The organism is Quadrisphaera sp. GCM10027208 (assembly GCF_042658805.1).
Lineage (GTDB): Bacteria > Actinomycetota > Actinomycetes > Actinomycetales > SCSIO-59966 > SCSIO-59966.
In genome coordinates, this window is sequence record NZ_JBHSRC010000005.1 from 255,455 (window position 1) to 282,165 (window position 26,711).

Consider the following 26,711-nt stretch of genomic DNA (forward strand, 5'->3'; position numbering starts at 1 on the left):
TGCCCGAGGTGCTCCCACGAGGACGCCCTCGGGCAGGATGATGCCGCCGTGTCCACACCCGCCGTGAGCCCCGTCGCCGCGACCGAGCAGGAGCGCAGGCGCGAGCAGCGTGCCTGGTACTTCTACGACTGGGCCAACTCCGCCTACGTCACCACCACGGCCACCGTGCTGTTCGTGCCGTACCTGTCGTCGGTGGCCCGGGCGGCAGCCTGCCCGGACGTGCCCGCCGACGAGGTCTGCACGACGGACCTGTCGGTCCTCGGTCTGCCGGTGGCCGCCGGCTCGCTGGCCCTGTACGTCGTCACCGCCTCGACCCTGCTGTCGGCGCTGCTGCTGCCCGTGGTCGGGGCGATCGCCGACCGCTCACCTCGCCCCAAGCACCTGCTCGCCGGGTTCGCCTGGGTCGGGTCCCTGGCCGCGGCGTCCATGTTCCTCGTCACCGGCACGAACTGGCAGCTGGGGGCCGCCCTGCAGTTCGTCGCCAACATCTGCCTGGGCGCCTCACTGGTCGTCTACGACGCGATCCTGGTCCAGATCGCCACCCCCGACGAGCGGGACCGGGTGTCCTCGCGCGGCTGGGCGCTCGGCTACCTGGGAGGGGGCCTGCTGCTGGCGGTCAACCTGGCGCTGGTGACGATGGGCGGCTCCCTCGGTCTGGACGCCGGCCAGACGGTCCGGATCTCCCTGCTGAGTGCGGGGATCTGGTGGGGGGTGTTCACGCTCATCCCGTTCCTCGGGCTGCGCAACCGGCCTCCCGTGCGGCTCGCGCCGGTCGAGCGCGGCAACCTGGTGACCGAGTCGTTCGGGCAGCTCTGGCAGACCCTCAAGCACCTGCGCGGCTACCCGCAGACACTGCTGTTCCTCGCGGCGTACCTGTTCTTCAACGACGGCATCCAGACCGTCATCGGCTCCTCGAGCCTCTACGGCCAGGCCGAGCTCGGGTTCAACGAGTCACAGCTGATCATCACGATCCTGCTCGTCCAGTTCGTCGCCTTCGGTGGCGCGCTGTTGTTCGGGCGGATGGCCGCCAGGATCGGCGCCAAGCGGTCGGTGCTCTACGGGATCGTCATGTGGACCGGTGTGGTGGCCGTCGGCTTCGTCCTGCCCGAGGGCCAGTTCGCCCTCTTCCTCGCGCTGGCCGTCGGCATCGGTCTCGTGCTCGGCGGCACCCAGGCGTTGTCCCGCTCGCTGTACAGCCAGCTCGTGCCCCTCGGTCGCCAGGCCGAGTACTTCAGCCTGTACCAGGCCGCCGAGCGCGGCACCAGCTGGTTCGGCACCTTCCTGTTCGGGCTGATGTTCCAGCTCACCGACTCCTACCGCCCCGCGATCCTGTCGCTCCTCGTCTTCTTCGTCGTCGGTGGGCTCCTGCTGGTCAAGGTCGACGTCCGCAAGGGCATCGCCGACGCCGGCAACGTCCAGCCACGCAAGGTGTGAGCAGCGAGGTCCGCGGCCCCGGTCACGCCGGTGCAGCCCCGGCAACGCGCGGACGTGCGCCCTCCCACACGCCCGCCCGGAACACCGCTCGCCGGCCCCGCGTTGGACCCGGTGAGCGGCACGCCGAACGCCTCGACCCGGGGCGTCGCCCGAGGAGCTGAGGGGGACCACATGAGCGACCGCAGCCTGCGAGGCACCCGACTGGGTGCCCAGAGCATGGAGAACGACGAGGGCGTCGAGCCGGCCCCGCGCACCATCGCCGTCTACGACTGCCCCAACGGGCACACGATCACCATCCCGTTCTCGGTGGAGGCCGACGTGCCCCCGCTGTGGGAGTGCCGCTGCGGCGCTGAGGCGCTGCTGCGGGACGGCGAGCGTCCCGAGGCCAAGCCCACCCGGCCGCAGCGCACCCACTGGGACATGCTGCTGGAGCGGCGCACGATCGCCGAGCTCGAGGTCCTGCTCGACGAGCGCCTGGAGCTGCTGCGCAGCGGTCGACTGCACAGCGGACGACGCAGCGCCTGACCCGTGCCGGCCGTGCGCCGGCTCCTGAACCGAGGCCGGTCGCGTCCCCTCCCCCCAGGGACGCGGCCGGCCTCGTCACTCCTCGACGATCTCGCCCTCGATCACGTCGTCCGGACCGGGGCCCCGCTGCGGCCCCCTGGCCGGACCGGACCCGGGCACGACCCGCGCCGTGACGCGGCGGCGGAAGGCCGCGAGGACCCACCGGCGGGCCAGCGGCCGCGTCGGGGGCAGGATGCAGAAGAACCCGACGGCGTCGGTGATGAACCCGGGAGTGAGCAGCAGGGTCCCCCCGACGAGCACCAGCGCGGCGTCGGTCAGCTCCGCCGAGGGCATCCGGCCCGCGCCCAGAGCCGCCTGAAGCCGTCGCCACGTCGCCGGGCCCTCGCGGCCCAGCAGGTAGGCGCCCAGAGCCGACTCGGCGACCAGGAGCAGCACCGTCGGCCACCCGCCGATCAGGTCCCCGACCTGCAGGATCACGAGCAGCTCGGCGAGCGGGACGACGAGCAGAGCCACGACGACCCAGCGCACCCAGCCCCCGCGCCGGTTCACGCCCGCCACGCCGCCTCCTCACGTCGGCTCCGCCTGCGACGCAGGGACCCGGTGACCTGTGACACCCGGTGGGTCACCCCCCAGAGCGTCACCCGCCACAGCGCCTCCAGGACGATGTCACGGCTCATCTTGCTGGTGCCGACGGCGCGCTCGACGAAGTCGATCGGCACCTCGCGGACGTCGTACCCGGCTCGCACGGCGCGCCACGCCAGGTCCACCTGGAAGCAGTAGCCCTGGGAGGCGACGTCCGCCAGGTCCAGGCCCTGGAGCACCTCCCGCCGGAACACCCGGAACCCGCCGGTGGCGTCGTGCAGCCCGATCCCGGTGACCAGCCGGGTGTAGACGTTGCCCCCCCGGCTCAGGAGCAGCCGGTGGCGGGGCCAGTTGTGCACCGCGCCCCCCGGCACCCACCGGGACCCCAGGACGAGGTCGGCGCCGTCGGCGAGCGCGGCGAGCATCCGGGGCAGCTGCTCGGGCTGGTGGGACCCGTCGGCGTCCATCTCGACCAGGACGTCGTACCCGCGCTCCAGGCCCCAGCCGAACCCGGCGACGTACGCGGCCCCGAGCCCCTCCTTGGCCGCCCGGTGCAGGACGTGGACCTGCTCGTCGTCCGCGGCGAGGGCGTCGGCGAGGTCGCCGGTGCCGTCCGGGCTGGCGTCGTCGACGACGAGCGCGTCGGCCTCGGGTACCGCGGTGCGCAGCCGGCGCAGCGTCCCCGGCAGGCTCGCCCGCTCGTTGTAGGTGGGGACGACGACGAGCACCCTCACGACGCGCCCACCTCCTCGGTGACGGCTCGACGGGGGCCGGCCGGGCCGGTGGGGTCCGGGTCGCCGTCCGGGCCGGGCCTCCGGGCACCTGCACGGCCGGCGGGGCGGGCCGGGCCACGGCGACGTCCCCGAGCGGCGCCGACCAGGACGGCCAGGACGCCGAGCGCCGACAGCGCCAGCTCTGGTGCCTCCCCCAGCCGGGTGGCAGGGGTCGTCGCGGTCCGTAGCGGCAGGTCGCCCTCCAGCACCGCGGTGGTGAACAGAACGGTGTCGGCGAGCACCGCGCCGTCCGGGGCGATGAGCGCGCTGACACCCACGGTGGAGATGTGGGCGACCGCACGGCCGTGCTCGACGGCGCGCAGGCGGCTCATCGCCAGCTGCTGGACGCTCTCGTCGGTGTACCCGAAGGTGGCGTTGTTCGTCGGGACGACGAGCAGCTCCCCGCCGGCGCGCACGGCGTCGCGGACCAGGTCGTCCTCGACGACCTCGAAGCAGATCAGGTTGCCCAGCGGCGTCCCGGCCGCCTCCAGGAGGCCGACCTCGTCGCCGGCGACGAAGTCCTTGGCGACCAGGTCGACCGCGCTGGTCAGGCGCCGGAACACCTCCCGGTACGGCACGTACTCGGCGAACGGCACCGGACGCTGCTTGACGTACTCGTCGACGGGGCCGGTCCCCGGCTCCCAGACCAGGGTGGTGTTGGCGAGGTTCTCCTCCCCCACGCGCAGGACGGCGCCGACGAGGACCGGCGCGCCCACCGCCTGCGCCGCCGCGTCGATCACGGCCGCGGCGTCGGCGTTGAGCAGCGGGTCGATGTCGCTGGAGTTCTCCGGCCACAGCACGACGTCGGGACGCTCGGTGGCGCCGGCGTCCACCCGCTCGGCCAGCTCGGTGGTGGCCCGGGCGTGGTTGTCCAGGACGGCGCGGCGCTCGGCGTTGAAGTCCAGGCCGGCCCGCGGCACGTTGCCCTGGACCGCGGCGACCCGCAGCTCGCCCGCCTGCGCGGCCGTGGGCCGCGGGACGAGCGCACCCGCCGCCAGGACGACGGTCGCGGCGGTTGCGAGGACGACGGCCAGGGCGGCGGCCCGGGATCGCGGCCGTGCCGCACCGGTGCGCGGAGAGTCGCGGCGGCGGCGCAGCGCCGCGGCGGCTCCGGCGGCGAGCAGCCCACCGGCCAGGGCGACGGCGAACGAGACGAGCGGCGCACCTCCCAGGGCTGCCAGCCCGAGGGTGGGGGCGTCGGCCTGGGAGAAGGCGAGCCGGCCCCAGCCGAACCCGCCGAACGGCGTCCGGGCCCGCAGTGCCTCCACCGCGACCCACCACGCGGCCACCGCCACCGCGCGCACGAACGGACCACCGGGCGACCGGAGGGCCCAGGTCGCCCCTGCGGCGAACAACGCCACGTACAGGGCCTGCAGGACGGCGAGCGGCACCCACGCGATCCAGCCGACGTAGATGCCGGCCCAGTGCAGCAGCGGGCCGAAGAAGGCCGACCCGGCGAGCAGTCCGAGCCCGGCTGCGGGCAGGGTGCGGCGTCCGGCAACCGAGAGCACGAGCAGCGCGACACCGACCGGCGCCAGTGGCCAGACGCCCGGGTCGGGGAACGACAGGTCCAGGGCGAGCCCGGCAGCCACGGCGCCGACCACCGCTGCCGTGGTCGGCAGCACGGGGGCCACGGGGGTGGGTGCGCGCACCACGTCACGATAGTCGCCGTGGGACAGGCACCTGGAGACGCGGTCGGCCCGCGTGCCCTTCGGACCGGGCCGGACCGGGACTGGCTGCCCGGGACGGTCCGTTGTCTACTGAGCACGCGGGCCTGACCGTGGGCCCACCGCCAGGTGGCAGGACGTCGGTGCCCCGGAGGGGCTGCGTGCGCCTCGGGTCTGGCTCGACGAGCAGGTCCGCCTGCCGTGCTGGCCCGTGCCCCGCAGCTCCCCCGGGAACGTCCTGTGGCCCCCGCCGTACAGCGACGACCGCAGGGGCGAAGGTACTCCGCCGCCCCGACCTGTCAACTGCCGTCTGACCTGCGGTTTTGTGCGTTCGCGCAGGTCAGCGGCCCCGGCTTCTTGACGAAGACGTGACCAAGGTCCTGCGTGTCGGAGTCTCCGTCGGCGTGTCCGCCGTGCTCCCCCGTTGACCGCCCCGCTGTGGGACTGGCCTCAGGCCGGGCCCGGGACGACGACGGTTCCCCGGGCGGTGGTGACCACCAGCGGGTCGGGGAGCACCTCGGCGGCCGACTCCCGCACGTCCGGACGCCCCCGGCAGACCACTCGGACGGCGAAGTCGATCTCCCGGCTGCGCCGTCCCACCCGGACCACGGTCCCGGTGACCTCCAGGACGTCGCCGGCGCGCACCGGCCCGAGGAACTGCACGTCGGAGTACGAGGCGAACAGGCCCTCGTCGCCGTCCGTGCGGATGCAGAGCTCCGTCGCCACGTCCCCGAACAGGCCCAGGCAGTACGCCCCGTCGACGAGATCACCGGCGTAGTGGGCGTGCGCGTACGGGACGTACCGGCGGTGCACGACGGTCAGCCCGGTCCGGGGGTCCTGCTCCTGGCTCATCGGTGGTGCTCCTGTCGCTCGCTGCGTGCGCCGCCGCCTGGGACCAGGGCGTGCACGAGGTACGACGCCACCTCCCCAGGGGTCGTGCCCCTGCCGAACACCCGGTCGACGCCGAGCGCTGCCGCAGCGGTCTCGTCGAACCGCGGACCGCCGACGACGAGCAGCGGACGACGGTCCGCCGGGTACGCCTCGCGGAACGCCGCGGCCATCTCCCGGGTGTTGTGCAGGTGGGCGTCGCGCTGGGTGACGACCTGGGAGACGAGCACGGCGTCCGCACCGGCCTGCTGGGCCCGCTCGACGAGGTCCGGGACGAGCACCTGGGCGCCGAGGTTGACCACCTCGATCTGGCCGTAGTACTCCAGCCCCTTCTCGCCGGCGAAGCCCTTGATGTTGAGGATCGCGTCGATGCCGACCGTGTGCGCGTCGGTGCCGATGCACGCCCCGACGACGACGAGCGGGCGACCCAGCCCCGCCTTGATCGCGGTGTCCACCTCCTTGGCGGACAGCAACGGGTACTCCCGCTCGACCACCTGCACCTGGGCGAGGTCGACGAGGTGGTGCACCGAGCCGTAGACGATGAAGAACGTGAAGTGCGGTCCCATGGCCTTGGCGTGCACGACCATCGCCGGCTCGACGCCCATCTTCGCCGCCAGCTGCAGGGCCGCGCCCTCGGCCCGCTTGTCGTGGGCCACGGGGAGGGTGAAGGACAGCTGCACCATCCCGTCGCCGGTGGTGTCGCCGTAGGGCCGCACCACCCGCTTCTCCCCCGGGTCCTGGGCGTGCCCCCGGACGGCGCTGCGCTCCTCGGTGCTCGTCATCGGGTGGCGCCCTCCTCCAGCAGGTCGACGGCCGGGTTGACGTAGCCGTCCGCGCGCCGGGCGACGCCGTCCAGGCCCTTGCCGCCGTCGGCGGGCCGGCGCATCAGCCCGAACGTGCCCTCGGCGATGGCGTCGAGCATGCCCTGGTCGACGATCCGCTCCAGCAGGTCGACCGACTCGGCGAGGACCTGCCGGGCCCGGGTGGCGATGAAGCCGTCGCTGGGTGGGGCGAAGTCCTCGGTCAGCCCGCCGGCCGCGTTGAGCACGTAGCGGACGTTCTGCAGCGCCAGGTCGCGGTCGCTGAGCCACGGCGTGACGACCGCCTCGGTCATCATCCCGACGAGCAGGATCCCCTGCCCCGTCATCGCCCCGGCGAGGTTGAAGAAGCCGTCGAGCAGGTAGCCGCGGAACACGTCGCCGGTCATGTGCTTCGTCGGCGGCATCCACTTCAGCGGGGCGTGGGGGAACAGCTGGCGCGCCAGCAGCGCGTGGGCCAGCTCCAGCCGGAAGGAGTCCGGCAGGTCAGGGTTGATCTCGAAGGCGTGGCCGAGGCCGAGCTGCCAGTCCGCCAGCCCCGCCTCCTTGGCCAGGGCCTCGTTGACGAGCTGGCTGACGGTGACCGTGTGCGCGGCCTCGACGGCGTCGGCGGTGGTGAGGTAGTTGTCCTCACCGGTGTTGATGATGATGCCGGCGCGGGCGTGCACCTGCCGGCTGAAGCGCTGGTCGACGAAGGTGCGGACCGGGTTGATGTCGCGGAAGAGGATCCCGTACATCGAGTCGTTGAGCATCATGTCGAGCCGCTCGAGCCCGGCCAGCGTCGCGATCTCGGGCATGCACAGCCCCGAGGCGTAGTTCGTCAGGCGGACGTAGCGGCCCAGCTCGGCACTGACCTCGTCGAGCGCGGCCCGCATGAGCCGGAAGTTCTCCTGGGTGGCGTAGGTGCCGGCGTACCCCTCCCGGGTGGCCCCTTCGGGGACGTAGTCGAGCAGGGACTGGCCGGTCGAGCGGATCACGGCGATGACGTCGGCGCCCTCCCGGGCGGCCGCCTGGGCCTGGGGGATGTCCTCGTAGATGTCCCCGGTCGCGACGATGAGGTAGATCCAGGGACGCTGCGGGGGGTCGCCGAGGCGGCGGACCAGGCGCTCCCGGTCCTTTCGGGCCCGGTCGATCCGCCGGACCCCGGCGGAGACGTCCCGGCGCGCGGCGCGAGCGACCCGGTCGGCGTCCCGACCCTGCGGCAGCCGGAACGACACCGCGCCCGAGCTCGCCTTCTGCGCCAGCGTCAGCAGGTCAGGCGCCTGCCCGCGGGCGAGGGCGTCCCAGACCGGGAGCGCGACCCCGTGCTCGATCCCCACCTGCTCGCGGACGGCGTCCACGAGGTGGTTCACCCAGGGCACCCGCTCGGCGTCCGCTCCGGCCAGGCCGGCCATCCGCAGCGTCGCGCGCTCGACCGAGACGGTCGTGTGCGTCCGGGCCAGACGGACGACCGGTCGGGTGGCGCGCCGGGCCAGCGACCGGGCCTTGCGGACGGTGACCGGGTCCAGGTCCAGCAGCTGTCGGGGCCGGTCGGCACGCGTCCGTGCAGTCAGAGGACGGGACGACATGTTCGGAGCCTACGCCATACCTGGCGGCGAACTTCCCGCGACGAACCTCTTTCGCCGCAAATCTTCCCCCGCCTCCCCCACCCCTCGGTGATCATGCAATCCCGCCACCCTCGTGGGGCCCAACACCCCGTTCGTGATCATGCAATCCCGCCACCCGGGAACGGGGCCTGCTGGCTTCGGAGCGCCAGGCGTCCGTCCACAGAATGCTGGACTCGCCACCGGTCTCGCGGCATGTCGCGCCGACAACCCAGCATTCTGCGCAGAGGAGGGGTGCGCTGGGGTGGCGGGATTGCATGATCACGAAATAGGGAGGGAGGGTGGCGGGATTGCATGATCACGGGAGAGGGACGGGGGTGGGGGCGTTAGAGGGCGTCGTGGACGACGGCACCGGCCACGACGGTCCGCCGGCACCGGGGCAGGGTGACGCCGGGGGTGAGGTCGGGCAGCCCCTGCGTCCCCGAGCGCGGGTCGGTGCTCCAGGCCTGGACCCGCTCGTCCGGCGCCTGGACGACGAGCTCCGCCGGCTCCCAGACCGCGAGGGTCGCCGGGCCGCCGGGCACGAGCACCCCCTCGCCGTCACGCCGGGCGGCCCGCCACCCACCGCGCGTGGCAGCGAGGAAGGCGGCCCGCGCGGAGATCCGCTCCTCGGGGTCGGAGTGGAACGCGCAGGCCCGGATCGACGACCACGGGTCGAACGGGGTGACCGGTGAGTCGGAGCCCAGGGCCAGCGGGACACCGGCCGCGGCCAGTGAGCCGAACCGGTTGAGCCGGGTGCCGCGCTCGGCGCCGAGCCGCTCGGCGTACATCCCGTGCGGGCCGCCCCAGAACGCCTCGAACGCCGGCTGCACGCTGGCCGTCAGGCCGAGCCGGGCGAGCGCCGCGACGGCCGCGTCGTCGACCGCCTCGACGTGCTCGAGGCGGTGCCGGGCGCCCCGCAGCGCCTCGAGACCGACCTGCTCGGCCGCTCGAGCGGCCCCCTCCAGGACGGCGTCGACGGCGGCGTCGCCGATGACGTGGAAGCCGCCCTGCAACCCGGCGCGGGTCGTGGCGACGAGGTGCGCCGCCACCTCCTCGGCGGTGAGGTACAGGTGGCCTCGGTGGTCTGCCGGCAGGCCGGCGGCGACCGCGTCGGCGTAGGGCTCCCGGAACGCCGAGGTGCGCGACCCGACGGACCCGTCCACGCACAGGTCCCCGGCCAGCCCGGCGACCCGCGGGCCGACCTCGGCGCCCAGGGCGTCGAGCACCGCGCGCAGGCTCTCGTCGTCGGCGACCGCCTGCCCCCAGTAGGGGACGACGACCGGGTACCCGCCGCCGTCGGTGAGCGCCAGGAGGGCCTGCAGGTCCTCGGGCGAGCCGATGTGCGGGGCGGCGCACTCGTGCACGGCGCCCACCCCCGCGGCCGCGGCGGCGCGCAGCGCCCGCTCCTGAGCAGCACGCCGCTCGGCGGCGGACAGGTTCCGGGTGAGGTCCCGGGCGCGGTGGTGGGCGTCCCGCTCCACCCGCCCGTCGTCCCAGCCGGGCAGGTCCGCGAGCCCCCCGCGCTGCGCCAGCGCCGAGGAGACCACCGCGGAGTGGACGTCGACGCGGGACAGGTAGACCTCGGCCCCGGACGCCGCCCGGTCGAGCTCGGCGCGCGACGGCGGCCGCTGCTCGGGCCACAGCCGCTCGTCCCAGCCGTGGCCGAGGACCCGCTGCCCCGGGGCGCGGCGGGCCGCCGCCGCCACGAGGTCGAGCGCCTCGGTCAGGGTGCGGGTCGCCGACAGGTCGACGCCGCCGAGGGCGAGGCCGGTCTCGGTGACGTGCACGTGGGCGTCGACGAAGGCGGGCGCGACCAGGCCGCCCTGCAGGTCCACGACCTCGTCCACGCCGTCGGAGAAGGTCGCTGCGGTGTCGTCCGAGCCGACCCAGGCGACGGTCTCGCCGTCGACGACGAGGGCGGTGGCGAACGGGTCGGCCGGGGTGTACACCGCGCCGTTGCGGTAGAGGGTGACGGGCACGCCGTCAGTGTGCCGGGCCCCGCCCGGCCGCGACGCACGGGCACGCCCGGCGGGCTCTCAGCCGCGGGCGCCGTCGGCCAGCCGGGCGGTGAACAGCCCCCGGACGCCGGCGTCCCGGCGGACGAGGTCGAGGGCGTAGTCGGCGTGTCCGGGCACGTAGCCGTTGCCGACGAGCATCGTGACGTCGGCGGCCAGCCCCTCGGCGCCCAGGGCCGCGGCGCTGAACGACGTCGCCATGGAGAAGAACACCACCGTCCCGCCGTCCGCCGTCGACAGCACCGCGCCGTGCTCGCAGCCCGGGACGTCGACGCAGACCACGGTGACGTCCGCCGGGCCGTCGAGGGCGCCGGTGACGGCACCGGCCAGGGCGAGGGGGTCCCGGGCGTCGGCGCGGACGACGGACCCGGCGATCCTGGCCGCCCGCAGCGCCTCGGCCTCGTGCTCGACCGGGACGACGCCCACGGTGGCGGCCGCGCCGGCGTCACGGGCCGCCGCCAGGGACAGCGACCCGGACTTGCCCGCCCCGCCCACCACCGCGACCGTGGGGTCGGTGCCGCGCAGGGTGCGGTGCTGCTGGACGACCCGCCGCACGAGGGCCGGCGCCCCGCACACGTCGAGCACCATGAGCGCGAGCGCCGGGTCGAGGTCGTCGGGCAGGACGGCGGCGATGGAGCGGCCGAACAGGATGGCGTGGCCGGCCGCGGGGACCTGCTCGGTGCGCCCGTCCCACCGGGCCAGCCCGTCGGTGATCCGCAGCGGCGTGAGCGACAGGGAGACGAGGGTGGCCACCCGGTCACCGACGTGCAGGCCGAGCGGTGAGCGCGGCCCCACCTCTGCGACCGTGCCGATGAGCATGCCGCCGGAGCCGGTGACCGGGTTCTGCATCTTGCCGCGCGCGGCGACGATGTCGAGGACGGCGCGGCGGACGGCGTCCCCGTCGCCCCCGGCCGCCGTGGACAGCTGGCGGAAGCTGGCGGCGTCCAGGTTGAGGGTCTCGACGTCGATCCGCACCTCGTCTGGCCACAGCTCGGGCCGGTCGTCGAGGCGGGTCGCCGCCTGCGGCAGGACGCCGGCCGGCTCGAGCACCCGGTGCAGGCCGACCGGGGACCCCGGGCGCCCTGCCGGGCTGGACATCACGGGCACGGTGCCTCCTCCTGGTCCGCCGCATGTTGTTCGCCATGTTGTTCGCCCAGACGACGACATGCGGGAAGATTTACGGCACGGCTCTCGTACCGCAGTACTTCTTGCGGCTATCCTGCCAGGTGTGAGCGCTTTCCCGGGCACGACACCGCCGCAGCCGTACGTCTACCGTCGTCGTGAGCTCGTCGAGCCGGACTGGACCCGGCTGCCGGGCTGGCGCGACGTCACCGCCGAGCAGTGGGCCAGTGTGCAGTGGCAGCGGGCCAACTGCGTGAAGAACGTCAAGCAGCTCCGGGCCCTCATGGGCGACCTGCTCGAGGACCGCTTCTACGCCGACCTGGAGCGCGACCAGGCCGAGCGGGCGACGATGTCGATGCTCGTCACCCCGCAGATGATGAACACCATGGTCCCGGCGACCGGGGTCTTCGACGACGGGGTGATGCCGGCGGCGGGGGCCGCGTTCACCGAGGCCTTCTACGCGGACCCGGTGCGCCGGTACATGCTCCCGGTGTTCTCCGACCGTCGCACCGACTGGCCGAGCCACCCCTTCGCCACCCGGGACTCCCTGCACGAGCAGGACATGTGGGTCGCCGAGGGGCTCACCCACCGCTACCCGACGAAGGTGCTCGCCGAGCTCCTGCCGACCTGCCCGCAGTACTGCGGGCACTGCACCCGGATGGACCTGGTCGGCAACTCCACCCCCCAGGTGCCCAAGCTGAAGTTCGGTCTCAAACCGGTCGACCGGTACGAGGCGATGCTGGAGTACCTGCGCGGCCACCCGGAGGTGCGCGACGTCGTGGTGTCCGGCGGGGACGTCGCGAACCTCCCGTGGAAGAACCTCGAGTCGTTCCTGCTGCGCCTGCTCGAGGTGGACAACGTCCGGGACATCCGGCTCGCGACGAAGGCGCTGATGGGCCTGCCGCAGCACTGGCTCGCCGGCGACGTCGTCGAGGGCGTCGCCCGGGTGGCCCAGGTCGCCCGGGCCCGCGGGGTCAACCTGGCCGTGCACACCCACGTCAACACGGCCCGTTCCCTGACCCCAGCCGTGGCCGCCGCGGCCCGGGCGATGCTGGACGCCGGCGTCCGCGACGTCCGCAACCAGGGGGTGCTGCTGCGGGGCGTCAACGACAGCACCGAGGCGCTGCTCGACCTCGCGTTCGCCCTCCAGGACGAGGCGTCGATCACCCCGTACTACTTCTACATGTGCGACATGATCCCGTTCAGCGAGCACTGGCGGGTCTCGCTGGCCCGGGCCCAGCAGCTGCAGCACTCGATCATGGGCTACCTGCCCGGGTTCGCGACGCCGCGCATCGTGTGCGACGTGCCGTTCGTCGGCAAGCGGTGGGTGCACCAGGTCGACACCTACGACACCGAGCGGGGCATCTCGTACTGGACGAAGAACTACCGGACGTCGATCGAGTCGGCGGACGACGAGGCGCTGTCGCGCGAGTACGTCTACTACGACCCCATCGACACGCTGCCGCAGGCCGGCCAGGACTGGTGGCGCCGGCACGGCGCCACCGACGCCGCGCACGCGGCGGCCTACGCCCAGGCCGCGGCGTCCCGGACGGCGGCGGCCGCCCAGCACGAGGAGCACGTCGCCGCCGAGCAGGCCTGAGGCCGACCAGGCCTGAGCCTGAGGTCAGACGGCCGGGGGCCGCGCCTCGTACGGGGTGGACAGCACGACGGTCGTGCGGGTCGACACGTTCGCGGCCGCCCGGATCCGGGCGAGCAGGTCCTCCAGGTCGCGCGGCGCCGCCACCCGCACCTTGAGGATGTAGGACTCCTCCCCCGCCACCGAGTGGCAGGCCTCGATCTCGGCCAGGTGCGCCAACCGGTCCGGGACGTCGTCCGGGGCGGACGGGTCGAACGGCGCCACCGAGATGAAGGCGGTGATCGGCAGGCCCACGGCCTCGGCGTCGACGACGGCCGCGTACCCGGTGATGACACCGCGTTCCTCCAGCCGGCGGACCCGCTGGTGCACCGCGGACGTCGACAGGCCGGTGGCCCGGGCCAGGTCGGTGTAGCTCATCCGGCCGTCACGGACGAGCAGCCGGACGATCGCCCGGTCGGTGTCCTCCACGACGGTCAGGCTAACGCTGCGGGCGGATCCGGGCCCGGACGGCGCACCGCCCGGGCCCGGGCCCGCGGTCACCGGATCCGACGGACCTCGCCGTCGTCTCCCCGGACGTACTTCGTGGCCGGCCCGAGCCGCACCCCGCCGTCGTCCGTGACCGCCACGGGCACGGTGCCCGGCTCCACGGGCGGTACCGCCCGCGGGCCGAGCGCCAGGCCCGTCACGCCGGCGGCCACCAGGGCCGCCGTCAGTACCGGGGCCGCCGCGCGGCGTGCCCCGGCCCTCAGGAACTGGTGCATCAGAGTGCTCCCGCCCGTCGACTGACGGCCGGGCCGGTCTCGCCACTCACTCCCCCAGCGGTCTGGGCGACCGTTCGTCTCCGTGCCCGCCGGCAGGCGGGTCGGTGAGGACCGTTGGGATCACCGTGTCCCGTACCCACGGGGCCCACCGGGAGCCCCGCAGCACCGGCATCGGCAGGTCCGCGGTCCACCTTGAGCCCGCCGCGGTGACAGGATGCGCGCGTGTCGACCCCCGATCGGCCCGGCCGGCTGCTGCTGCTCGACTCCGCGTCGCTGTACTTCCGCGCGTTCTTCGGCGTCCCGCAGTCGCTGACCGCGCCGGACGGGACGCCGGTGAACGCCGTCCGCGGCTTCCTCGACATGGTGGCGACGCTGCTCCAGCGGGGCCGGCCCGCGGGCGTCGTCGCCTGCTGGGACGACGACTGGCGGCCGCAGTGGCGGGTCGACGCGCTCCCCTCGTACAAGGCTCACCGGGTGGCCGGCGACGGGGCCGCCGGCGCCGAGGAGGTCCCGCCCGCGCTGGCCGCTCAGGTGCCGGTCATCGCCGAGGCGCTGGCCGCGCTGGGCATCGCCCGGGTCGGGGCGCCGGGCTGCGAGGCGGACGACGTCATCGGCACGCTCGTCACCCGGGCGGTGGCCGCCGGCCGCCGGGTCGACGTCGTCACCGGCGACCGGGACCTGTTCCAGCTCGTCGACGACGCAGCCGGGGTGCGGGTCCTCTACACCGGCCGCGGGGTAAGCAACCTCGAGGTGGTCGACCAGGCTCGGCTGCGCGAGCGGTACGGCGTGCCGGACGGCGACCGCTACGCCGACCTCGCGGTGCTGCGCGGCGACCCCAGCGACGGGCTGCCGGGCGTCGCGGGTATCGGCGAGAAGACCGCTGCGGCGCTGCTCGACCGGTTCGGCGACCTCGCCGGCGTCCTGCGGGCGGTCGAGACGGGCGACCCGGCGCTCACCCGGGCCCAGCGCACCCGCCTGGCCGCGGCCCGGGACTACCTGGCGGCGGCCCCGGCCGTCGTCCGGGTGCTCCGCGACGCCGACCTGCCCGACCACGACGACCGGCTGCCGCAGCGTCCGGCGGACCCCGACGCCCTCGTCCGGCTCGCCCAGCGGTGGGGTGTCGGCTCCAGCCTGGCCCGGGTCGTCGACGCGCTCAGCTGACCGGTCAGGGGAGGACGAGCAGCTTGCCGGTCGTGCGGCGTCCCTCGAGGTCCTCGTGCGCCCGGCGCGCCTCCGCCAGCCGGTAGCGGCCACCGATCCGGACGGCGAGCCGCCCCGTCCGCACGAGCTCCAGCACGTCCCCGGCCCGCTCGAGCAGCTCGGCCCGCTCGGCGGTGTAGTGGACCAGCGACGGCCGGGTGAGGAACAGGGAGCCCTTCGCGTTGAGGACCTGCGGGTCCAGCGGCGGCACCGGGCCGCTGGCCGCGCCGAACAGCACCATCATCCCGCGGGGGCGCAGGCAGTCCAGGCCGGCGTCGAAGGTGGCCCGGCCGACGCCGTCGTAGACGACGTCGACCCCGCGGCCGCCGGTGATCCGCCGCACCTCCGCGGCGAGGTCGGCGTCCGCGGGCACGATCTCCGCAGCCCCCGCCTCCCGGGCCAGGGCCGCCTTGTCCTGGGTGGACGTCGTGCCGATCACCCGGGCCCCGGCGGCGCTGGCCATCTGGGTCAGCAGCAGCCCCACCCCGCCGGCGGCGGCGTGCACGAGCACGTCGTCCCCGGCCGACACCGGGAACGTGGACCGGGTGAGGAACTGCGCAGTCATCCCCTGGAGCAGGACGGCGGCCGCGGTCTCGTCGTCGACGTCGTCCGGCACCGGCACCAGCCGGTCGGCGGGCACGACCGCCTGCTCGGCGTACCCGGTGCCGGGCACCATCGCCCAGGCCACCCGGTCGCCGACCCGGACGTCGCGGACGCCGGTACCGGTGGCCACCACCCGGCCCGCGCCCTCCGAGCCGACCACGAACGGGGCGGGCAGCGGGTAGGCGCCGGAGCGGTGGTAGGTGTCGATGAAGTTGACGCCCCCGGCGGCGACGTCGACGAGCACCTCGCCCGGGCCCGGCTCGGGGGTGGGCCGGTCGACGACCTCCATCACGTCGGGGCCGCCGGGGGTGGTGACGACGACGGCTCTCATCGGTCCTCCTCGGGGTCGTGGGGTTCCGGTCGGCTGCTGGTGGGGCCGGGGACCGCGGACAGCGACCCGGCCGCGTAGGCGACCACTCCGCGGTCGACGGCGGCGGCCGCCTGGCGGGCGGTGCGCCGCAGGCGGGTGTCGCCGAGGGCGTCGGCCACCTTGGCCACCTGGTCGAGCAGGTCCAGCACCTGCCGGGTCCAGCGGACGAAGTCGCCGGCGGCGACGTCGGCCTCGGTCAGCACGTCGTCGAGGCGGGCGCCTCGGGCCCACCGGTGCACGGCGAGCGCGAGGGCCGCGTCGGGCTCGCCGGTGGGCTGCAGGCCGCGGCGCTCCTCGCGGTCGGTGAGGTCGGACCAGATCCGGACGGTCTCGGCCAGCGCGGCCCGCACCGCCCCGCCCGGCACGGGTGGGGACATGCCCTCGGTCTCCCGGCGGGACTCGTAGACGACCGCGGACACGACGGCGGCCAGACCGGCCGGGTCCAGGTCGTCCCAGGCCCCGTGGCGCAGGCACTCGGCGACGAGCAGGTCCTTCTCCGAGTACACCCGGCGCAGCCGCTCCCCCGCCTCGGTGACGACGAGGTCGTCGTCCGCCGAGGCCCCGCCGCTGCCGGCCGGGGAGGTGGCGGGGGCGAGGTAGCCGAGCTCGACGAGCAGGTCGCAGACCCGGTCGAAGACCCGCGCGATCGTGTTCGTCCGGTTGTCGATGCGACGCAGCAGGTCCGCGGTCTCCCGCTCCAGGCGGTGGTGGCGCTCGGCCCACCGGGCGTGCTCCTCGCGCTCGGCGCAACCGTGGCAGGGGTGGCGGCGCAGCTGCCGGCGCAGGTCCTCGATCTCGTCCCGGACGCCGTCCCGGACGCCGTCCCGGGGGCGGGCGGCCGGGCCGGTCGCCGGCTCGTCGTCCCGGCGGCCCTCGGCGAGGGCGTTGCGCAGCGAGGAGGCCAGGTCCCGGCGCGCTGCGGCGTCCCGCGGGTTGAACCCGCGCGGCACCCGGACGCGGGCGATCTTCTGCACCGGGGCCTGGACGTCGCCAGCCGACAGCCGGCGCACCTGCCGCTCGGCGGTCAGCACCGTCGGCCGCGGCCCGTCCAGGTCCCCGTCGGTGCCGGGGTCCAGGACGACGGCGAACCCGGCGCGTCGACCGGCCGGCACCCGGATGACGTCCCCGGCGCTGAGCGCGGTCAGCGAGGCGAGCGCGTCCGAGCGCTGCCGTCGGGACGCCTCCCGGGACTCCCGCCTCTCCAGCTCGGCGAGCCGCCGCCGCAGCCCGGCGTACTCGCGGAAGTCCCCCAGGTGGCACGTCATCGCCTCGGCGTAGCCGGCCAGGGCCTCCTCCTGGCGCCGCGCCTGACGGGCCAGGCCCACGACGGCCCGGTCGGCCTGGAACTGCGCGAAGGAGGTCTCGAGGATCTCCCGGGCCCGCTGCCGGCCGACCTGGGCGACCAGGTTGACGGCCATGTTGTACGTGGGCCGAAAGCTCGAGCGCAGCGGGTAGGTGCGGGTCGAGGCCAGCCCGGCGACGGCCTCCGGGTCCAGGCCCGGCTGCCACAGGACGACCGCGTGCCCCTCGACGTCGATGCCCCGGCGGCCGGCGCGGCCGGTGAGCTGGGTGTACTCCCCCGGGGTGATGTCGACGACCTGCTCCCCGTTGAACTTCACCAGCTTCTCCAGCACCACCGAGCGGGCCGGCATGTTGATGCCCAGGGCGAGGGTCTCGGTGGCGAACACGGCCTTGACCAGGCCGCGGGAGAACAGCTCCTCGACGATCTCCTTGAAGGCCGGCAGCATCCCGGCGTGGTGGGCGGCCAGTCCCCGCTGCAGGCCGTCCAGCCAGTCCCAGTAGCCGAGCACGGCGAGGTCGCTGTCCGGCAGCTCGGCGGTGCGCTGCTCGACGGTGCGGCGGATCTCCTCGCGCTCGGCGGGACTGGTGAGCCGCACCCCCCAGGCCAGGCACTGGCGCACGGCGGCGTCGCAGCCGGCGCGGCTGAAGATGAAGGTGATCGCCGGCAGCAGGCCCGCCGCGTCGAGCTGCTCGACGACCTGGGCCCGGGACGGGGTGCCCGGGCGGCCGGCCCGGGGATGGGGCCGGTACCCGCGCCCCCGACGTCCGCCGCGGGCCGGGCCCCGCTCGCGGCGGGACTCCTCGCGGGCCAGCCGGACCAGCTCGGGGTTGACCGCGAGCCCGGAGGTGCGGGCGGGCTCGGAGCCCACGGTGCCCTCGACCGCCGAGCCGGTGGCGTCGACGAACAGGTCGAGCAGCCGGGTGCCGACCATGACGTGCTGCCACAGCGGCACCGGCCGGTGCTCGGTGACGACCACCCGGGTGTCCCCACGGACGGTGTCCAGCCAGTCCCCGAGCTCCTCGGCGTTGCTCACCGTCGCCGACAGCGAGACCAGCAGGACGTCGTCCGGCAGGTGCAGGATGACCTCCTCCCACACCGGGCCGCGGAACCGGTCGGCCAGGTAGTGCACCTCGTCCATGACGACGTAGCCGAGCCCGGCCAGGGTCGGTGAGCCGGAGTACAGCATGTTGCGCAGCACCTCGGTCGTCATGACGACGACCGGCGCCCCCCCGTTGACGGTGGTGTCGCCGGTGAGCAGCCCGACCCGGTCGGCGCCGTACCGGGCCACCAGGTCGTGGTACTTCTGGTTGCTCAGCGCCTTGATCGGCGTGGTGTAGAAGGCCTTGCGGCCGCCGGTCAGCGCGAGGTGGACGGCGAACTCCCCGACGACGGTCTTGCCGGCGCCGGTCGGTGCGGCGACGAGGACGCCGTGACCGGCCTCGAGCGCCTCGCAGGCCTCGACCTGGAAGTCGTCGAGCTCGAAGCCCAGACTGCGACGGAAGGCGGCCAGCTCGGTGCGCTGCTGCGCCTGCCGCCGCCGGGCCGCTGCGTAGCGCTCAGCGGGTGAGGCCATGCCCGCCAGGCTAAGGCACCGCCGCGGGGGCCAGCACCCGCAGCCCACCCGGGACGACGTCGCACGCCAGGGCAGGTCCGCGAGCCGCTCACCGTCGGCGTCGCGGAGGGTCCCCGAGCGTCGAGCCCCACGTGATCTCGACGCTTGTTGACTGACCCGGAACGAGCCTACGATTCGCCGCAGGTGGGGCGTGAACGGGATGAACCTGTATTCCAGGAGCGGGGAGCCGGATGAAGAACCGAACCGTTCGGGCGTGGCCTACTCAGCAACGTCCTACTGCACCAGTGGCAGCTGAGGCAGGTACTGTTCCTCGATGTTCGCGATGAAGCGCAGCGGGAGCAGACGCAATGTCATGGCGCGCACTCTCGCGCTCTCCCTGTCGGTGACGCTGCTGGTGACCGGATGCACGGCGGATGATGGCGCCACCGGCTCGGGTCGCGGCCCCTCGCCAAGCGTCTCGGGAGCCCCTGGAGACCCCGGCTCGGCCACATCAACGCAGGAGAGCACGTCCGCAGCGGCGCAGGGTGAGTCGAGCCGGGCACAGGAGTTACAGGGAATCACCGCCTACTTCGCCAACATGGTGGACTGCCTGAACGAAGCCGGGTACCGGATGCGACTGACCCCGGGGCAGCTCGGCTACGAGGCAGATCCGGCTGCGCCGAGCTCCGGCAGCCAGGAGGCCTTCATCGCTGCGCAGGCCGCCTGCGACAAGACGTACGGGCCGCCACCGGCTCCCGCCCCCTTCACGGCACAGGAGTGGGCCGCGGCGTATCCGGCGCAGGTAGCTGTTGTGGACTGCCTGAAGCAGAACGGCTACCCCGTCCCTGAGGTACCGACGTCCGACGCGTGGGTCCAGCAGCAGGTGGCACCTCCGGCAGGAGTTCGACCATGGACTCCGTACGACAAGGTGTCCGGGCCCGAGCTGACCGAGGCGCAGCAGCAGTGTCCGGCCAAGGACGTCCTCGAGGTCCTCGCCGAGTCGGGCAGCTGATGACGCTGGACGCCCGAGCAGACGTCGGCGCAGAGGCGGCTGAGCAGTCAAGGCCGCCGACGGCTACGTCCGCACCAGACGCTCGACGCCGGCGGCCAGGATGGGGACCGGCCGTTCGTACAGCGGCACGGACGCTCCTGGTGCTCGTCGTGGCGACAACGGTGTTTGCCGCGGGGTGGTGGTCCGCGCGGACCGCGCTCGACCCTCCCCGGGACCCTCTTCATCCCCCGGCCGCCTTGGAGTACACGGTCGCGACCGGAGCCGTTGAGGAGTCCTTCCCGGTCACCGCGGTCGCGTCGTGGCCGACGAGGTTCTCGGTGACGTCACCGGCAGGTGGGGTCGTCACCACCGTGAGCGCTGGCGCCGGCGACAGCGTGGGCGAAGGTGAAGCACCCTTGACTGTCGACCTCGCGGCTGTTCGGCTTGCTCAAGGCGAGGTCCCGATGTTCCGGGACCTCGTTCCTGGAACGCGCGGACCGGACGTCGAACAGCTCCAGCTGTTTCTCAAGCGGCAAGGGCACTTCCCCGACGAAGCGACAGGGACCTTTGGCGCTACCACCCAGTCGGCAGTCCAAGCCTGGCAGCGCGACAACGGCAACCCACGGCCGAGCGGTAGCGTCCTGGCGACAGAGCTCGTGTTTGTCCCTGAGCTTCCGGTAAGGGTCCGCCCCACAGTCGACGTAGGCGATCGGGTCGCGCCCGGTGACCCGCTGTACGAGGTGCTGGCGGCGGCCCCGGTCTTCCGGGCCGAGGTCACCGAGGATCAGCTGCTGACGCTGACTTCCTCCGTGACCATCGCCGTCGATGGGCCAGGACAGAGGTGGACCGCAACCGCTGGAGCGACCGATGACAGCGACCCCAACATTCGCGCCGTCGAGCTGGCGGGCCCGGACGGCGGCCCGGTCTGCGCCCAGACGTGCTCGTTGGTGCCCGTAGCGGGAGAGAGCCGGTGGCCGGCCGAGGCGATCACCGTGCCTCGGGTGGAAGGGCCGCAGGTGCCGGTCGGCGCGATCAGGACCCGAGCCGATGGGACGACATATGTGATCATGTCTGACGGCGTCGAGAGGGATGTGACCGTACGAGCGGCGGCGCAGGGGTTGGCGGTGGTGAGCGGCATCGACGCTGGCGACCGGATCCAGGTTCCTCAGGCTCAGTCGTGATCGAGGTTCGGTCCTGCACATTCGCCTATGCGAGCAGTCCGTCAGTGTTCGAAGACCTGGATTTCACGGCACCGGCTGGTGCGATCACCGCGGTGACAGGTCCTTCGGGCCGCGGAAAGTCCACCCTCCTCTACGTGATCGGTCTGATGCTGAGACCTCAGCGAGGCCAGATCCTTCTGGGCGGCCGTCGAATCGACGAGCTCAGCGACACGGCCCGCTCTCGGCTGCGCGGCCGGAAGTTCGGCTTCGTCTTCCAGGATGCAGCCCTGGACAGCAGCCGCTCAGTCCAGGACAACGTCGTGGAGTCCACCGTCTACAACGGTCTGTCTCGCAAGCCCGCACTGGTGCGAGCCCGGCAGATGCTCATCGACCTGGGCGTCGACGTCGACCCCAGTCGGCGACCGGGACAGCTCAGCGGTGGGCAGGCCCAACGCGTCGCCCTGTGCCGGGCCCTCATCCACGAGCCGCGCGTCGTTCTGGCCGATGAACCCACCGGCAACCTTGACGAGACATCTAGCAACGCGGTGCTGGGCAGCCTGCGACATGCGGCTGACCGAGGTGCCGCAGTGGTGATCGCAACCCACGACCCACGAGTGCTCGACCGCAGCGATGGCCGCCTCCACCTCGGTTAGCCGGGCCACCGACGAGGAGCTCGCAGGCGCCTCGTCCCTGCGGCATCGGGCCGCGGTGCTGATCGAGGGCGTCCGGGTTGCCCGCAGTCAACCTGGTCTCAGCGTGTTGCTAGCGGTGATCTCCCTAGCGGTGTGTCTGCTGACCCTCGGGACCACAGGTCAGTCGATCAGTGCCGAGCGGGCGGTGCTGGCTCGGATCGATGAAGGCGGGACCCGGACCATCACGGTCGTCGACCGCACGGGATCGGCGAACATCTCCACGGCAGCGGTCGACCGCATCGCTGCGCTGAGTGGCGTGCGCTGGGCGCTCGGAATCGGGCGCACCATCGATGCGCACACCGTTACCGTCCCGAACGGTCCACCGGTGCCTGCCCGTCCCGTGTACGGGTCCTCGCCGGCGCTACGGTCATCCCAGGACGCTCAACCCCGGGGGGCCCTTGTCAGTCCTGTCAGCCAGCAGTCGCTAGGTCTCGACGCGGCGACCGGAGCGCTGCGAACGTCCGACGGTCAGACCTACCCTGTGGTCGGCGTCTTTGAGGCCTCCGGCGTCGTCGGTGACCTCGGGGACGGGGTAGTGCTCGTTGACCCCGACTACGTGGGGCCGCTGTCCAGCATCGTGATCGAAGCTGGGGACCCGGCGGACGTGAGCAACGTCGCCGATGCCGCCAGGTCGTTGACCGCACCAGACGACGCCTCCGCGATCGCCGTAGAGGTCTCGGAGCACCTCGCTCGTGCGCGTGCGGCGGTACAAGGAGAAGTGGGATCGTTCGGTCGCGTCGTGGTTGTCCAAGCGCTCGCCGTAGGGCTGCTCCTCAGTTCCGCCACCGTCTACGCCGGCGTCACGGCCCGACGACGTGACTTCGGCCGGCGTCGTGCGCTCGGTGCCACCAGGCCGCAGCTCGTCGCCCTCGTCCTAGTCCAGATCACCATTCCAGCCGCGATCGGCGCCTCGCTCGGCTCTCTGGCCGGGGCTGCCGTTGTCAGGTGGCAGACCGGCGGCTGGCCAGGCTGGCAGTTTCCTCTCGCCATCGCGGTACTGACGGTCGGTGCGGCTGTCCTGGCTGCGATCGTCCCGGCATGCGTGGCCGCGTTCCGGGACCCCGTGGCCGTGCTGCGTGTGCCGTGAGTCGGGCTTCGCTCGCCCGGCTCACAGCGGGCTCGGGACGTCGTCCGGCAGGTCGCCGTCGCCACCTGCACGGCGGTCCCGGCGGCGGTCGTTGACCATGGCGATGCCGATGGCCACGGCGAACAGCAGCAGCATCGGCAGCGCCAGCATGAACATCGTCGTCACCTCGGGGGTGGGGGTCGCCATCGCGGCGAACGTCATCGCCACGACGACGACCCACCGCCACGCCCGCAGGATGCTCCGGCCGCGCAGCAGCCCGGCGAAGTTCAGGCCGACGAGCACCACCGGCAGCAGGAAGGCGATCCCGAACGCCAGCAGGAGCCGCATGACGAACCCCAGGTAGTACTGGGCGTCCACGATGTTCGACCCGCCCTCGGGGGTGAAGCTGGTGAGGAAGCGCACCGCGTTCGGCACGAACTGCCAGGCCAGCCAGATCCCGGCGAGGAACAGCGGGACCGCGGCGGCGATGAACCCGAGGGCGTAGCGGCGTTCCGAGCGGGTCAGCGCCGGGGTGATGAACGCCCACAGCTGGTAGATCCACACCGGGCTGGCGATGATCACGGCGAGCCAGATCGACACCTTGACCTTGAGGTCGAAGGACGACGCGACCTGGGAGAAGTTGATCTGTGCGACCCGGCCCTCGGCGGCGGAGATCCGCTGGATCGGCTCGGTGAGCTCGCTGACGAGCGGGTCGTAGAGAAACCATCCCACCGCCGTGGCGAGGACAACCGCGATCCCGGCACGGACGACGCGCTGGCGCAGCTCGACGAGGTGGTCCCGCAGCGGCATGCGCCCCTCGGGGTTGCGGCGGCGGGAGGCGGTGACGGCCACGGTTCAGAAGGGTGCGGGGGTGCCGGCGCTGCGTCAGCCGCGGTGCGGCTCGTCCGGGCCGGCTCCCGGGCGGTGCACGCTGCCGGTCCGCTCACCGGTCGGGTCGACGGTGGAGCGCCGTGCGGGGTCGTCGACGACACGGCCCTCGAGCGGCGCCCGACGTCCGGTGTCGTCGTCGTCGTCCTCACGCATCTCCTTGACCTCGCTCTTGAAGATGCGCATCGAGCGGCCGAGGCTGCGGGCGGCGTCCGGCAGCCGCTTCGCCCCGAACACCAGGATGATGATCAGGATGAGGACGAGCAGCAGCAGGGGGTTGTCAGAAAAGTTTCGCAACATGATGGGCGACCCTCCAGGCGCGGTTGCGGCCAGTGTAGGCCCGAGACGCCGGGGGGCGGCCGGTCAGCCCGACAGGGCGCGCCGGCGGGCGGCGCGGGCCCGGGCCCGGCGACGCTCCCGGTCGCGCCTGTCCCGTTCGCGGCGCAGGCGGGCGGGGTCGTCGAAGACCGCGAGCTCAGGCTCCCGCCGGGTGGCCTCCTGGAGCCGCTCGACCTGAGCGGACAGCGCGGCGACCCGCTCGGAGGCCTCCGCGAGCTCGCGCCCCAGCGCCACCCCGGAGCGCACGACCCGCCAGACGAGCCAGCCGATCAGCGCCAGGCCGGCGACGACGAGGAGCGTCCACAGGAGGAACCACGGCACGGCCACGACCCTACCGGGCGGCGCTCAGCGGCACCTCAGCGCTGCCGGTCGGTGGGCCGCGAGGCGGGCCGGGAGGCGAACTGGGCGGCGGCGGCAGGCAGGTCCGCGCGCTCCAGCCACAGCACGAAGTCGAGCAGGTCGTCGTAGCCCAAGGCCGGGCCGGTGCGCTCCTCCAGCGCCTCGGCGGGGATGTCCCAGCGCTCGGCGACGACCCCGCCGGCGCGCAGCAGCCGCACGACCTCGCCGTCCGCCGGACGCCGGACCTCGGCCGAGCACCGGGGGCAGGAGAAGGCGTAGCTGGACCGCTCCGGCACGCTGCACACCACGAGCCGCACCTGCCGGGGGCGCAGGTCGACGTCACCGCAGGTCGGGCACGACGCCTTGATCGTCGTCACGGGGCACCTCCCGGTCCGGGACCGCCGCAGCGACGGTCACCGTCCTGCATCGGCATCCCGCGCTGCCGCTTGAGCCACCGGGCCCGCCTCAGCCGGTGAGGCGGTTCACTCGTAGGCGGCCAGCGCCCCCTCGGCCGCCTGCCGGACGGCGTCCACCAGCTCCGGGGGCGCCACCACCCGGGCGTTGCCACCGAGCCGCAGGACGAGCCGGCGCAGCCAGGCCGGGTCCGCGGTGCGCAGCCGAACCCGAAGCCGCCCCCCGGCGAGCTCCTCGACGTCCTCGACCGGGTGCTGGTCGGCGACCCAGCGCGCCGCGGGCTCCAGCTCCACGGTGACGAGCAGGTCGTCCGGTGCGGGGACGAAGATCGCCTCGGACAGGTCGCGGGCCCGGGCCTGCGGTGGCGGGGTCCCGTCGGCGTCCAGGAGCCGGGCCTGCTGGACCCGGTCGAGCCGGAACAGCCGCACGTCCTCGGCGCGGTGGCACCAGCCCTCCAGGTACCAGTGCCCGTCCAGGGAGACCACGCGCATCGGGTCGACGTCCCGTTCGGTGGCCTCGTCGCGAGCCGGCACGAGGTACCGCAGGTGCAGCCGGCGTCGGTCGCGCACGGCGGCGCGCACCGTCGCCAGGACCTCCTCGGCCGCCCCGGCGTCCAGGCGTACCCGCACCGCCTCGGCCACCGGGACCACCTCGCCGGCGGCGGCCGACAGCTTGGCCAGAGCCCCCTCGAGCGCCTCCCGGTCGCCGGCCCCCGGCACGTCGGCCAGCGTGCGCAGTCCGACGAGGAGCGCGACGGCCTCGTCGATCCCGAGACGCAGCGGCCGGCTGATCGCGTCGGCGTTGCCGAGGTAGACCCGCCCGGAGTCCCACTCGGCCTCGATGAGGTCGTCCGGCAGGTGCCCCGGGGTCCCGCAGACGAACAGCAGCTCGAGGTCCTCGACGAGCTCGTCCTCGCTGATGCCGAAGTGCCGGGCGGCGTCCGCCAACGGCACCCCCTGACGCTGCAGCAGGTAGGGCACCATCGCCAGCAGCCGGGACAGCCGGTCGGTCGCGCCGGTCACCGGGACCCACCCGGCAGGTCGCCGCCGTGGGCGGCCGGCTGCGTGCTGCCGTGCGCGGCGGCGGCGCCCCGCAGCCGGGAGACCACCGCCTCGCGGACGTCGTCAGGGGCGAGCACGACCGCCCCGGCCCCGGCCCACAGCACCTCCTCGACGAGCTCGTCGGCGTCGGTGAACTCCACCTCGATCTGAGCGGCGTCGTCGTCGCGCCGACCGGCCCGCAGCCGCAGCGACTGCCCGGCGCCGGCGGCGAGGGCGATCCGCGCCGTGCGGACGGGCTGCTCGGCCACGGCACCGGACACCAGGGCCCGGGTGTCGACGTCCTCGGGAACCTGGACGCTGCCCGGCGTCCCGACCCGGGCGACCGGTCCCTCGACCCGGGACAGCCGGAACACCCGGACGTCGTCCCGGTCCCGGTCGTGGCCGACGAGGTACCAGTGCCCCTGCCAGGAGGTGATCTGCCACGGCTCGACGGTCCGGGTGGCGACATCCCCCGTCCGGCCGGTGCGGTAGGTGAACTGGACCGGCACCCGGTCGCGGGTGGCGGCGTACAACGGGGCGAACGCGGGCTCGCTGGTGCGCACCCGCGGTTCCAGCCCGACGATGGAGGACTCGTCCGCCTCGACGCCCAGCGCGCGCAGCTTCGTCAGCGCGCGGGCCGCCGGCCCCGCCAGACTGGCCTGCTGCCACACCCGTGAGGCCAGGCCGAGCACGGCCAGCTCCTGCGGGGTCACCCGGATCTCCGGCAGCGCGTACGCCTCCCGGTCGATCCGGTACCCCTGCTCGTCGTCGAACCAGGCGTCGTCCGAGCCGGTGACGAGCGGGACGCCGAGCTCGCGCAGGTCCTCCTTGTCGCGCTCGAACATGCGCTCGAACGCCTCGTCGCTCGCGCAGTCGGCGTACTGCGGAACGGCGGCCCGGATCTGGTCCTTGGTCAGCCAGCGTCGCGTCGCCAGCAGGGCGATCACCAGGTTGAGCAGGCGCTCGGTGCGCTGTGCGGTCATCGT

General features: G+C 73.9%; 26 protein-coding genes. 8 read left to right on the forward strand and 18 right to left on the reverse strand.

Annotation, left to right across the window (positions count from 1 at the left end; genetic code table 11):
• The first annotated feature begins 48 nt into the window (after nucleotides 1–48).
• Nucleotides 49–1,434, forward strand: a complete 1,386-nt coding sequence (locus ACFP6A_RS10450) for an MFS transporter (protein WP_379603451.1) — start codon at nucleotides 49–51, stop codon at nucleotides 1,432–1,434.
• Nucleotides 1,435–1,605: 171 nt separating this feature from the next.
• A complete protein-coding gene (locus tag ACFP6A_RS10455; protein WP_379603452.1) occupies nucleotides 1,606–1,959 on the forward strand; it encodes an RNA polymerase-binding protein RbpA in 354 nt (117 codons plus the stop codon).
• A gap of 75 nt (nucleotides 1,960–2,034) precedes the next feature.
• Here the strand turns inward: ACFP6A_RS10455 and ACFP6A_RS10460 are convergent, their stop codons facing one another.
• The 8 genes from ACFP6A_RS10460 to ACFP6A_RS10495 form a co-directional block, all read right to left on the reverse strand.
• On the reverse strand, nucleotides 2,035–2,517 hold the full coding sequence (locus ACFP6A_RS10460) for an FxsA family protein (RefSeq protein ID WP_379603453.1): 483 nt from the start codon (nucleotides 2,515–2,517) through the stop codon (nucleotides 2,035–2,037).
• Complete coding sequence (locus tag ACFP6A_RS10465; protein ID WP_379603454.1) at nucleotides 2,505–3,275, reverse strand: polyprenol monophosphomannose synthase; 771 nt, start codon at nucleotides 3,273–3,275, stop codon at nucleotides 2,505–2,507. Before ACFP6A_RS10465 ends, ACFP6A_RS10460 begins: the two co-directional genes overlap by 13 nt.
• Nucleotides 3,272–4,966 (reverse strand): apolipoprotein N-acyltransferase, encoded by a 1,695-nt coding sequence (lnt, locus tag ACFP6A_RS10470; RefSeq protein WP_379603455.1) that lies wholly within the window; start codon nucleotides 4,964–4,966, stop codon nucleotides 3,272–3,274. The genes ACFP6A_RS10465 and lnt overlap by 4 nt, the downstream gene beginning before the upstream one ends.
• A 465-nt stretch (nucleotides 4,967–5,431) precedes the next feature.
• Nucleotides 5,432–5,833, reverse strand: a complete 402-nt coding sequence (locus ACFP6A_RS10475; protein ID WP_379603456.1) for a hotdog domain-containing protein — start codon at nucleotides 5,831–5,833, stop codon at nucleotides 5,432–5,434.
• Nucleotides 5,830–6,651: an OAM dimerization domain-containing protein gene (locus tag ACFP6A_RS10480; protein ID WP_379603457.1), complete on the reverse strand. Its 822-nt coding sequence runs from the start codon at nucleotides 6,649–6,651 to the stop codon at nucleotides 5,830–5,832. Before ACFP6A_RS10480 ends, ACFP6A_RS10475 begins: the two co-directional genes overlap by 4 nt.
• Nucleotides 6,648–8,255, reverse strand: a complete 1,608-nt coding sequence (locus ACFP6A_RS10485; protein WP_379603458.1) for a lysine 5,6-aminomutase subunit alpha — start codon at nucleotides 8,253–8,255, stop codon at nucleotides 6,648–6,650. The genes ACFP6A_RS10480 and ACFP6A_RS10485 overlap by 4 nt, the downstream gene beginning before the upstream one ends.
• 362 nt (nucleotides 8,256–8,617) lie before the next feature.
• On the reverse strand, nucleotides 8,618–10,252 hold the full coding sequence (locus tag ACFP6A_RS10490) for an amidohydrolase (protein WP_379603459.1): 1,635 nt from the start codon (nucleotides 10,250–10,252) through the stop codon (nucleotides 8,618–8,620).
• Between the two features lie 57 nt (nucleotides 10,253–10,309).
• On the reverse strand, nucleotides 10,310–11,386 hold the full coding sequence (locus ACFP6A_RS10495) for an L-erythro-3,5-diaminohexanoate dehydrogenase (RefSeq protein WP_379603460.1): 1,077 nt from the start codon (nucleotides 11,384–11,386) through the stop codon (nucleotides 10,310–10,312).
• Between the two features lie 130 nt (nucleotides 11,387–11,516).
• On the opposite strand from ACFP6A_RS10495, the gene ACFP6A_RS10500 reads away from it, so the two are divergent.
• On the forward strand, nucleotides 11,517–13,010 hold the full coding sequence (locus ACFP6A_RS10500; RefSeq protein WP_379603461.1) for a KamA family radical SAM protein: 1,494 nt from the start codon (nucleotides 11,517–11,519) through the stop codon (nucleotides 13,008–13,010).
• 24 nt (nucleotides 13,011–13,034) lie between these two features.
• On the opposite strand, the gene ACFP6A_RS10505 is transcribed toward ACFP6A_RS10500, so the two are convergent.
• Both ACFP6A_RS10505 and ACFP6A_RS10510 read right to left on the reverse strand, forming a co-directional pair.
• The gene (locus ACFP6A_RS10505; RefSeq protein ID WP_379603462.1) at nucleotides 13,035–13,475 is read right to left on the reverse strand and encodes an Lrp/AsnC family transcriptional regulator; all 441 of its coding nucleotides are present in this window, start codon (nucleotides 13,473–13,475) and stop codon (nucleotides 13,035–13,037) included.
• 68 nt (nucleotides 13,476–13,543) lie between these two features.
• A complete protein-coding gene (locus tag ACFP6A_RS10510) occupies nucleotides 13,544–13,768 on the reverse strand; it encodes a hypothetical protein (RefSeq protein WP_379603463.1) in 225 nt (74 codons plus the stop codon).
• 222 nt (nucleotides 13,769–13,990) lie between these two features.
• On the opposite strand from ACFP6A_RS10510, the gene ACFP6A_RS10515 reads away from it, so the two are divergent.
• Nucleotides 13,991–14,929 carry a 5'-3' exonuclease H3TH domain-containing protein gene (locus tag ACFP6A_RS10515; protein ID WP_379603464.1) on the forward strand — a complete coding sequence of 313 codons (939 nt, stop codon included), beginning with the start codon at nucleotides 13,991–13,993 and terminating at the stop codon, nucleotides 14,927–14,929.
• A 4-nt stretch (nucleotides 14,930–14,933) separates the two neighbouring features.
• On the opposite strand, the gene ACFP6A_RS10520 is transcribed toward ACFP6A_RS10515, so the two are convergent.
• Together ACFP6A_RS10520 and ACFP6A_RS10525 are read right to left on the reverse strand one after the other, a co-directional pair.
• On the reverse strand, nucleotides 14,934–15,902 hold the full coding sequence (locus tag ACFP6A_RS10520) for a quinone oxidoreductase family protein (RefSeq protein WP_379603465.1): 969 nt from the start codon (nucleotides 15,900–15,902) through the stop codon (nucleotides 14,934–14,936).
• The gene (locus ACFP6A_RS10525) at nucleotides 15,899–18,817 is read right to left on the reverse strand and encodes a DEAD/DEAH box helicase (protein WP_379603466.1); all 2,919 of its coding nucleotides are present in this window, start codon (nucleotides 18,815–18,817) and stop codon (nucleotides 15,899–15,901) included. Before ACFP6A_RS10525 ends, ACFP6A_RS10520 begins: the two co-directional genes overlap by 4 nt.
• 313 nt (nucleotides 18,818–19,130) lie before the next feature.
• Between ACFP6A_RS10525 and ACFP6A_RS10530 the strand changes: the two genes are divergently transcribed.
• From ACFP6A_RS10530 to ACFP6A_RS10545, 4 genes are all read left to right on the forward strand, one after another.
• Complete coding sequence (locus tag ACFP6A_RS10530) at nucleotides 19,131–19,808, forward strand: hypothetical protein (RefSeq protein WP_379603467.1); 678 nt, start codon at nucleotides 19,131–19,133, stop codon at nucleotides 19,806–19,808.
• Nucleotides 19,809–19,948: 140 nt separating this feature from the next.
• On the forward strand, nucleotides 19,949–20,968 hold the full coding sequence (locus ACFP6A_RS10535; protein ID WP_379603468.1) for a peptidoglycan-binding protein: 1,020 nt from the start codon (nucleotides 19,949–19,951) through the stop codon (nucleotides 20,966–20,968).
• Between the two features lie 44 nt (nucleotides 20,969–21,012).
• Complete coding sequence (locus ACFP6A_RS10540) at nucleotides 21,013–21,600, forward strand: ABC transporter ATP-binding protein (protein ID WP_379603469.1); 588 nt, start codon at nucleotides 21,013–21,015, stop codon at nucleotides 21,598–21,600.
• Nucleotides 21,601–21,655: 55 nt separating this feature from the next.
• A complete protein-coding gene (locus ACFP6A_RS10545) occupies nucleotides 21,656–22,726 on the forward strand; it encodes an FtsX-like permease family protein (protein ID WP_379603470.1) in 1,071 nt (356 codons plus the stop codon).
• Between the two features lie 21 nt (nucleotides 22,727–22,747).
• Here the strand turns inward: ACFP6A_RS10545 and tatC are convergent, their stop codons facing one another.
• The 6 genes from tatC to ACFP6A_RS10575 all read right to left on the reverse strand — a co-directional run bounded on the left by tatC (nucleotide 22,748) and on the right by ACFP6A_RS10575 (nucleotide 26,708).
• Entirely contained in the window at nucleotides 22,748–23,557 is an 810-nt protein-coding gene (tatC, locus tag ACFP6A_RS10550) for a twin-arginine translocase subunit TatC (RefSeq protein ID WP_379603471.1), read from the reverse strand.
• A 33-nt stretch (nucleotides 23,558–23,590) separates the two neighbouring features.
• Entirely contained in the window at nucleotides 23,591–23,893 is a 303-nt protein-coding gene (gene tatA / locus ACFP6A_RS10555; protein ID WP_379603472.1) for a Sec-independent protein translocase subunit TatA, read from the reverse strand.
• Between the two features lie 63 nt (nucleotides 23,894–23,956).
• On the reverse strand, nucleotides 23,957–24,253 hold the full coding sequence (locus tag ACFP6A_RS10560; protein ID WP_379603473.1) for a hypothetical protein: 297 nt from the start codon (nucleotides 24,251–24,253) through the stop codon (nucleotides 23,957–23,959).
• A 35-nt stretch (nucleotides 24,254–24,288) separates the two neighbouring features.
• Entirely contained in the window at nucleotides 24,289–24,648 is a 360-nt protein-coding gene (locus ACFP6A_RS10565) for a hypothetical protein (RefSeq protein WP_379603474.1), read from the reverse strand.
• A gap of 105 nt (nucleotides 24,649–24,753) precedes the next feature.
• Entirely contained in the window at nucleotides 24,754–25,707 is a 954-nt protein-coding gene (locus tag ACFP6A_RS10570) for a helix-turn-helix transcriptional regulator (protein WP_379603475.1), read from the reverse strand.
• Nucleotides 25,704–26,708 carry a helix-turn-helix transcriptional regulator gene (locus ACFP6A_RS10575; protein WP_379603476.1) on the reverse strand — a complete coding sequence of 335 codons (1,005 nt, stop codon included), beginning with the start codon at nucleotides 26,706–26,708 and terminating at the stop codon, nucleotides 25,704–25,706. Before ACFP6A_RS10575 ends, ACFP6A_RS10570 begins: the two co-directional genes overlap by 4 nt.
• Nucleotides 26,709–26,711: the final 3 nt, after the last annotated feature.

Coding starts and splice junctions, on each gene's coding strand:
- ACFP6A_RS10455 (WP_379603452.1), top strand. CDS start 1,606: ATGAGCGACCGCAGCCTGCGAGGCACCCGACTGGGTGCCCAGAGCATG.
- ACFP6A_RS10475 (WP_379603456.1), bottom strand. CDS start 5,833: ATGAGCCAGGAGCAGGACCCCCGGACCGGGCTGACCGTCGTGCACCGC.
- ACFP6A_RS10480 (WP_379603457.1), bottom strand. CDS start 6,651: ATGACGAGCACCGAGGAGCGCAGCGCCGTCCGGGGGCACGCCCAGGAC.
- ACFP6A_RS10485 (WP_379603458.1), bottom strand. CDS start 8,255: ATGTCGTCCCGTCCTCTGACTGCACGGACGCGTGCCGACCGGCCCCGA.
- ACFP6A_RS10495 (WP_379603460.1), bottom strand. CDS start 11,386: ATGTCCAGCCCGGCAGGGCGCCCGGGGTCCCCGGTCGGCCTGCACCGG.
- ACFP6A_RS10510 (WP_379603463.1), bottom strand. CDS start 13,768: ATGCACCAGTTCCTGAGGGCCGGGGCACGCCGCGCGGCGGCCCCGGTA.
- ACFP6A_RS10520 (WP_379603465.1), bottom strand. CDS start 15,902: ATGAGAGCCGTCGTCGTCACCACCCCCGGCGGCCCCGACGTGATGGAG.
- ACFP6A_RS10525 (WP_379603466.1), bottom strand. CDS start 18,817: ATGGCCTCACCCGCTGAGCGCTACGCAGCGGCCCGGCGGCGGCAGGCG.
- ACFP6A_RS10530 (WP_379603467.1), top strand. CDS start 19,131: ATGTTCGCGATGAAGCGCAGCGGGAGCAGACGCAATGTCATGGCGCGC.
- tatA (WP_379603472.1), bottom strand. CDS start 23,893: ATGTTGCGAAACTTTTCTGACAACCCCCTGCTGCTGCTCGTCCTCATC.
- ACFP6A_RS10575 (WP_379603476.1), bottom strand. CDS start 26,708: ATGACCGCACAGCGCACCGAGCGCCTGCTCAACCTGGTGATCGCCCTG.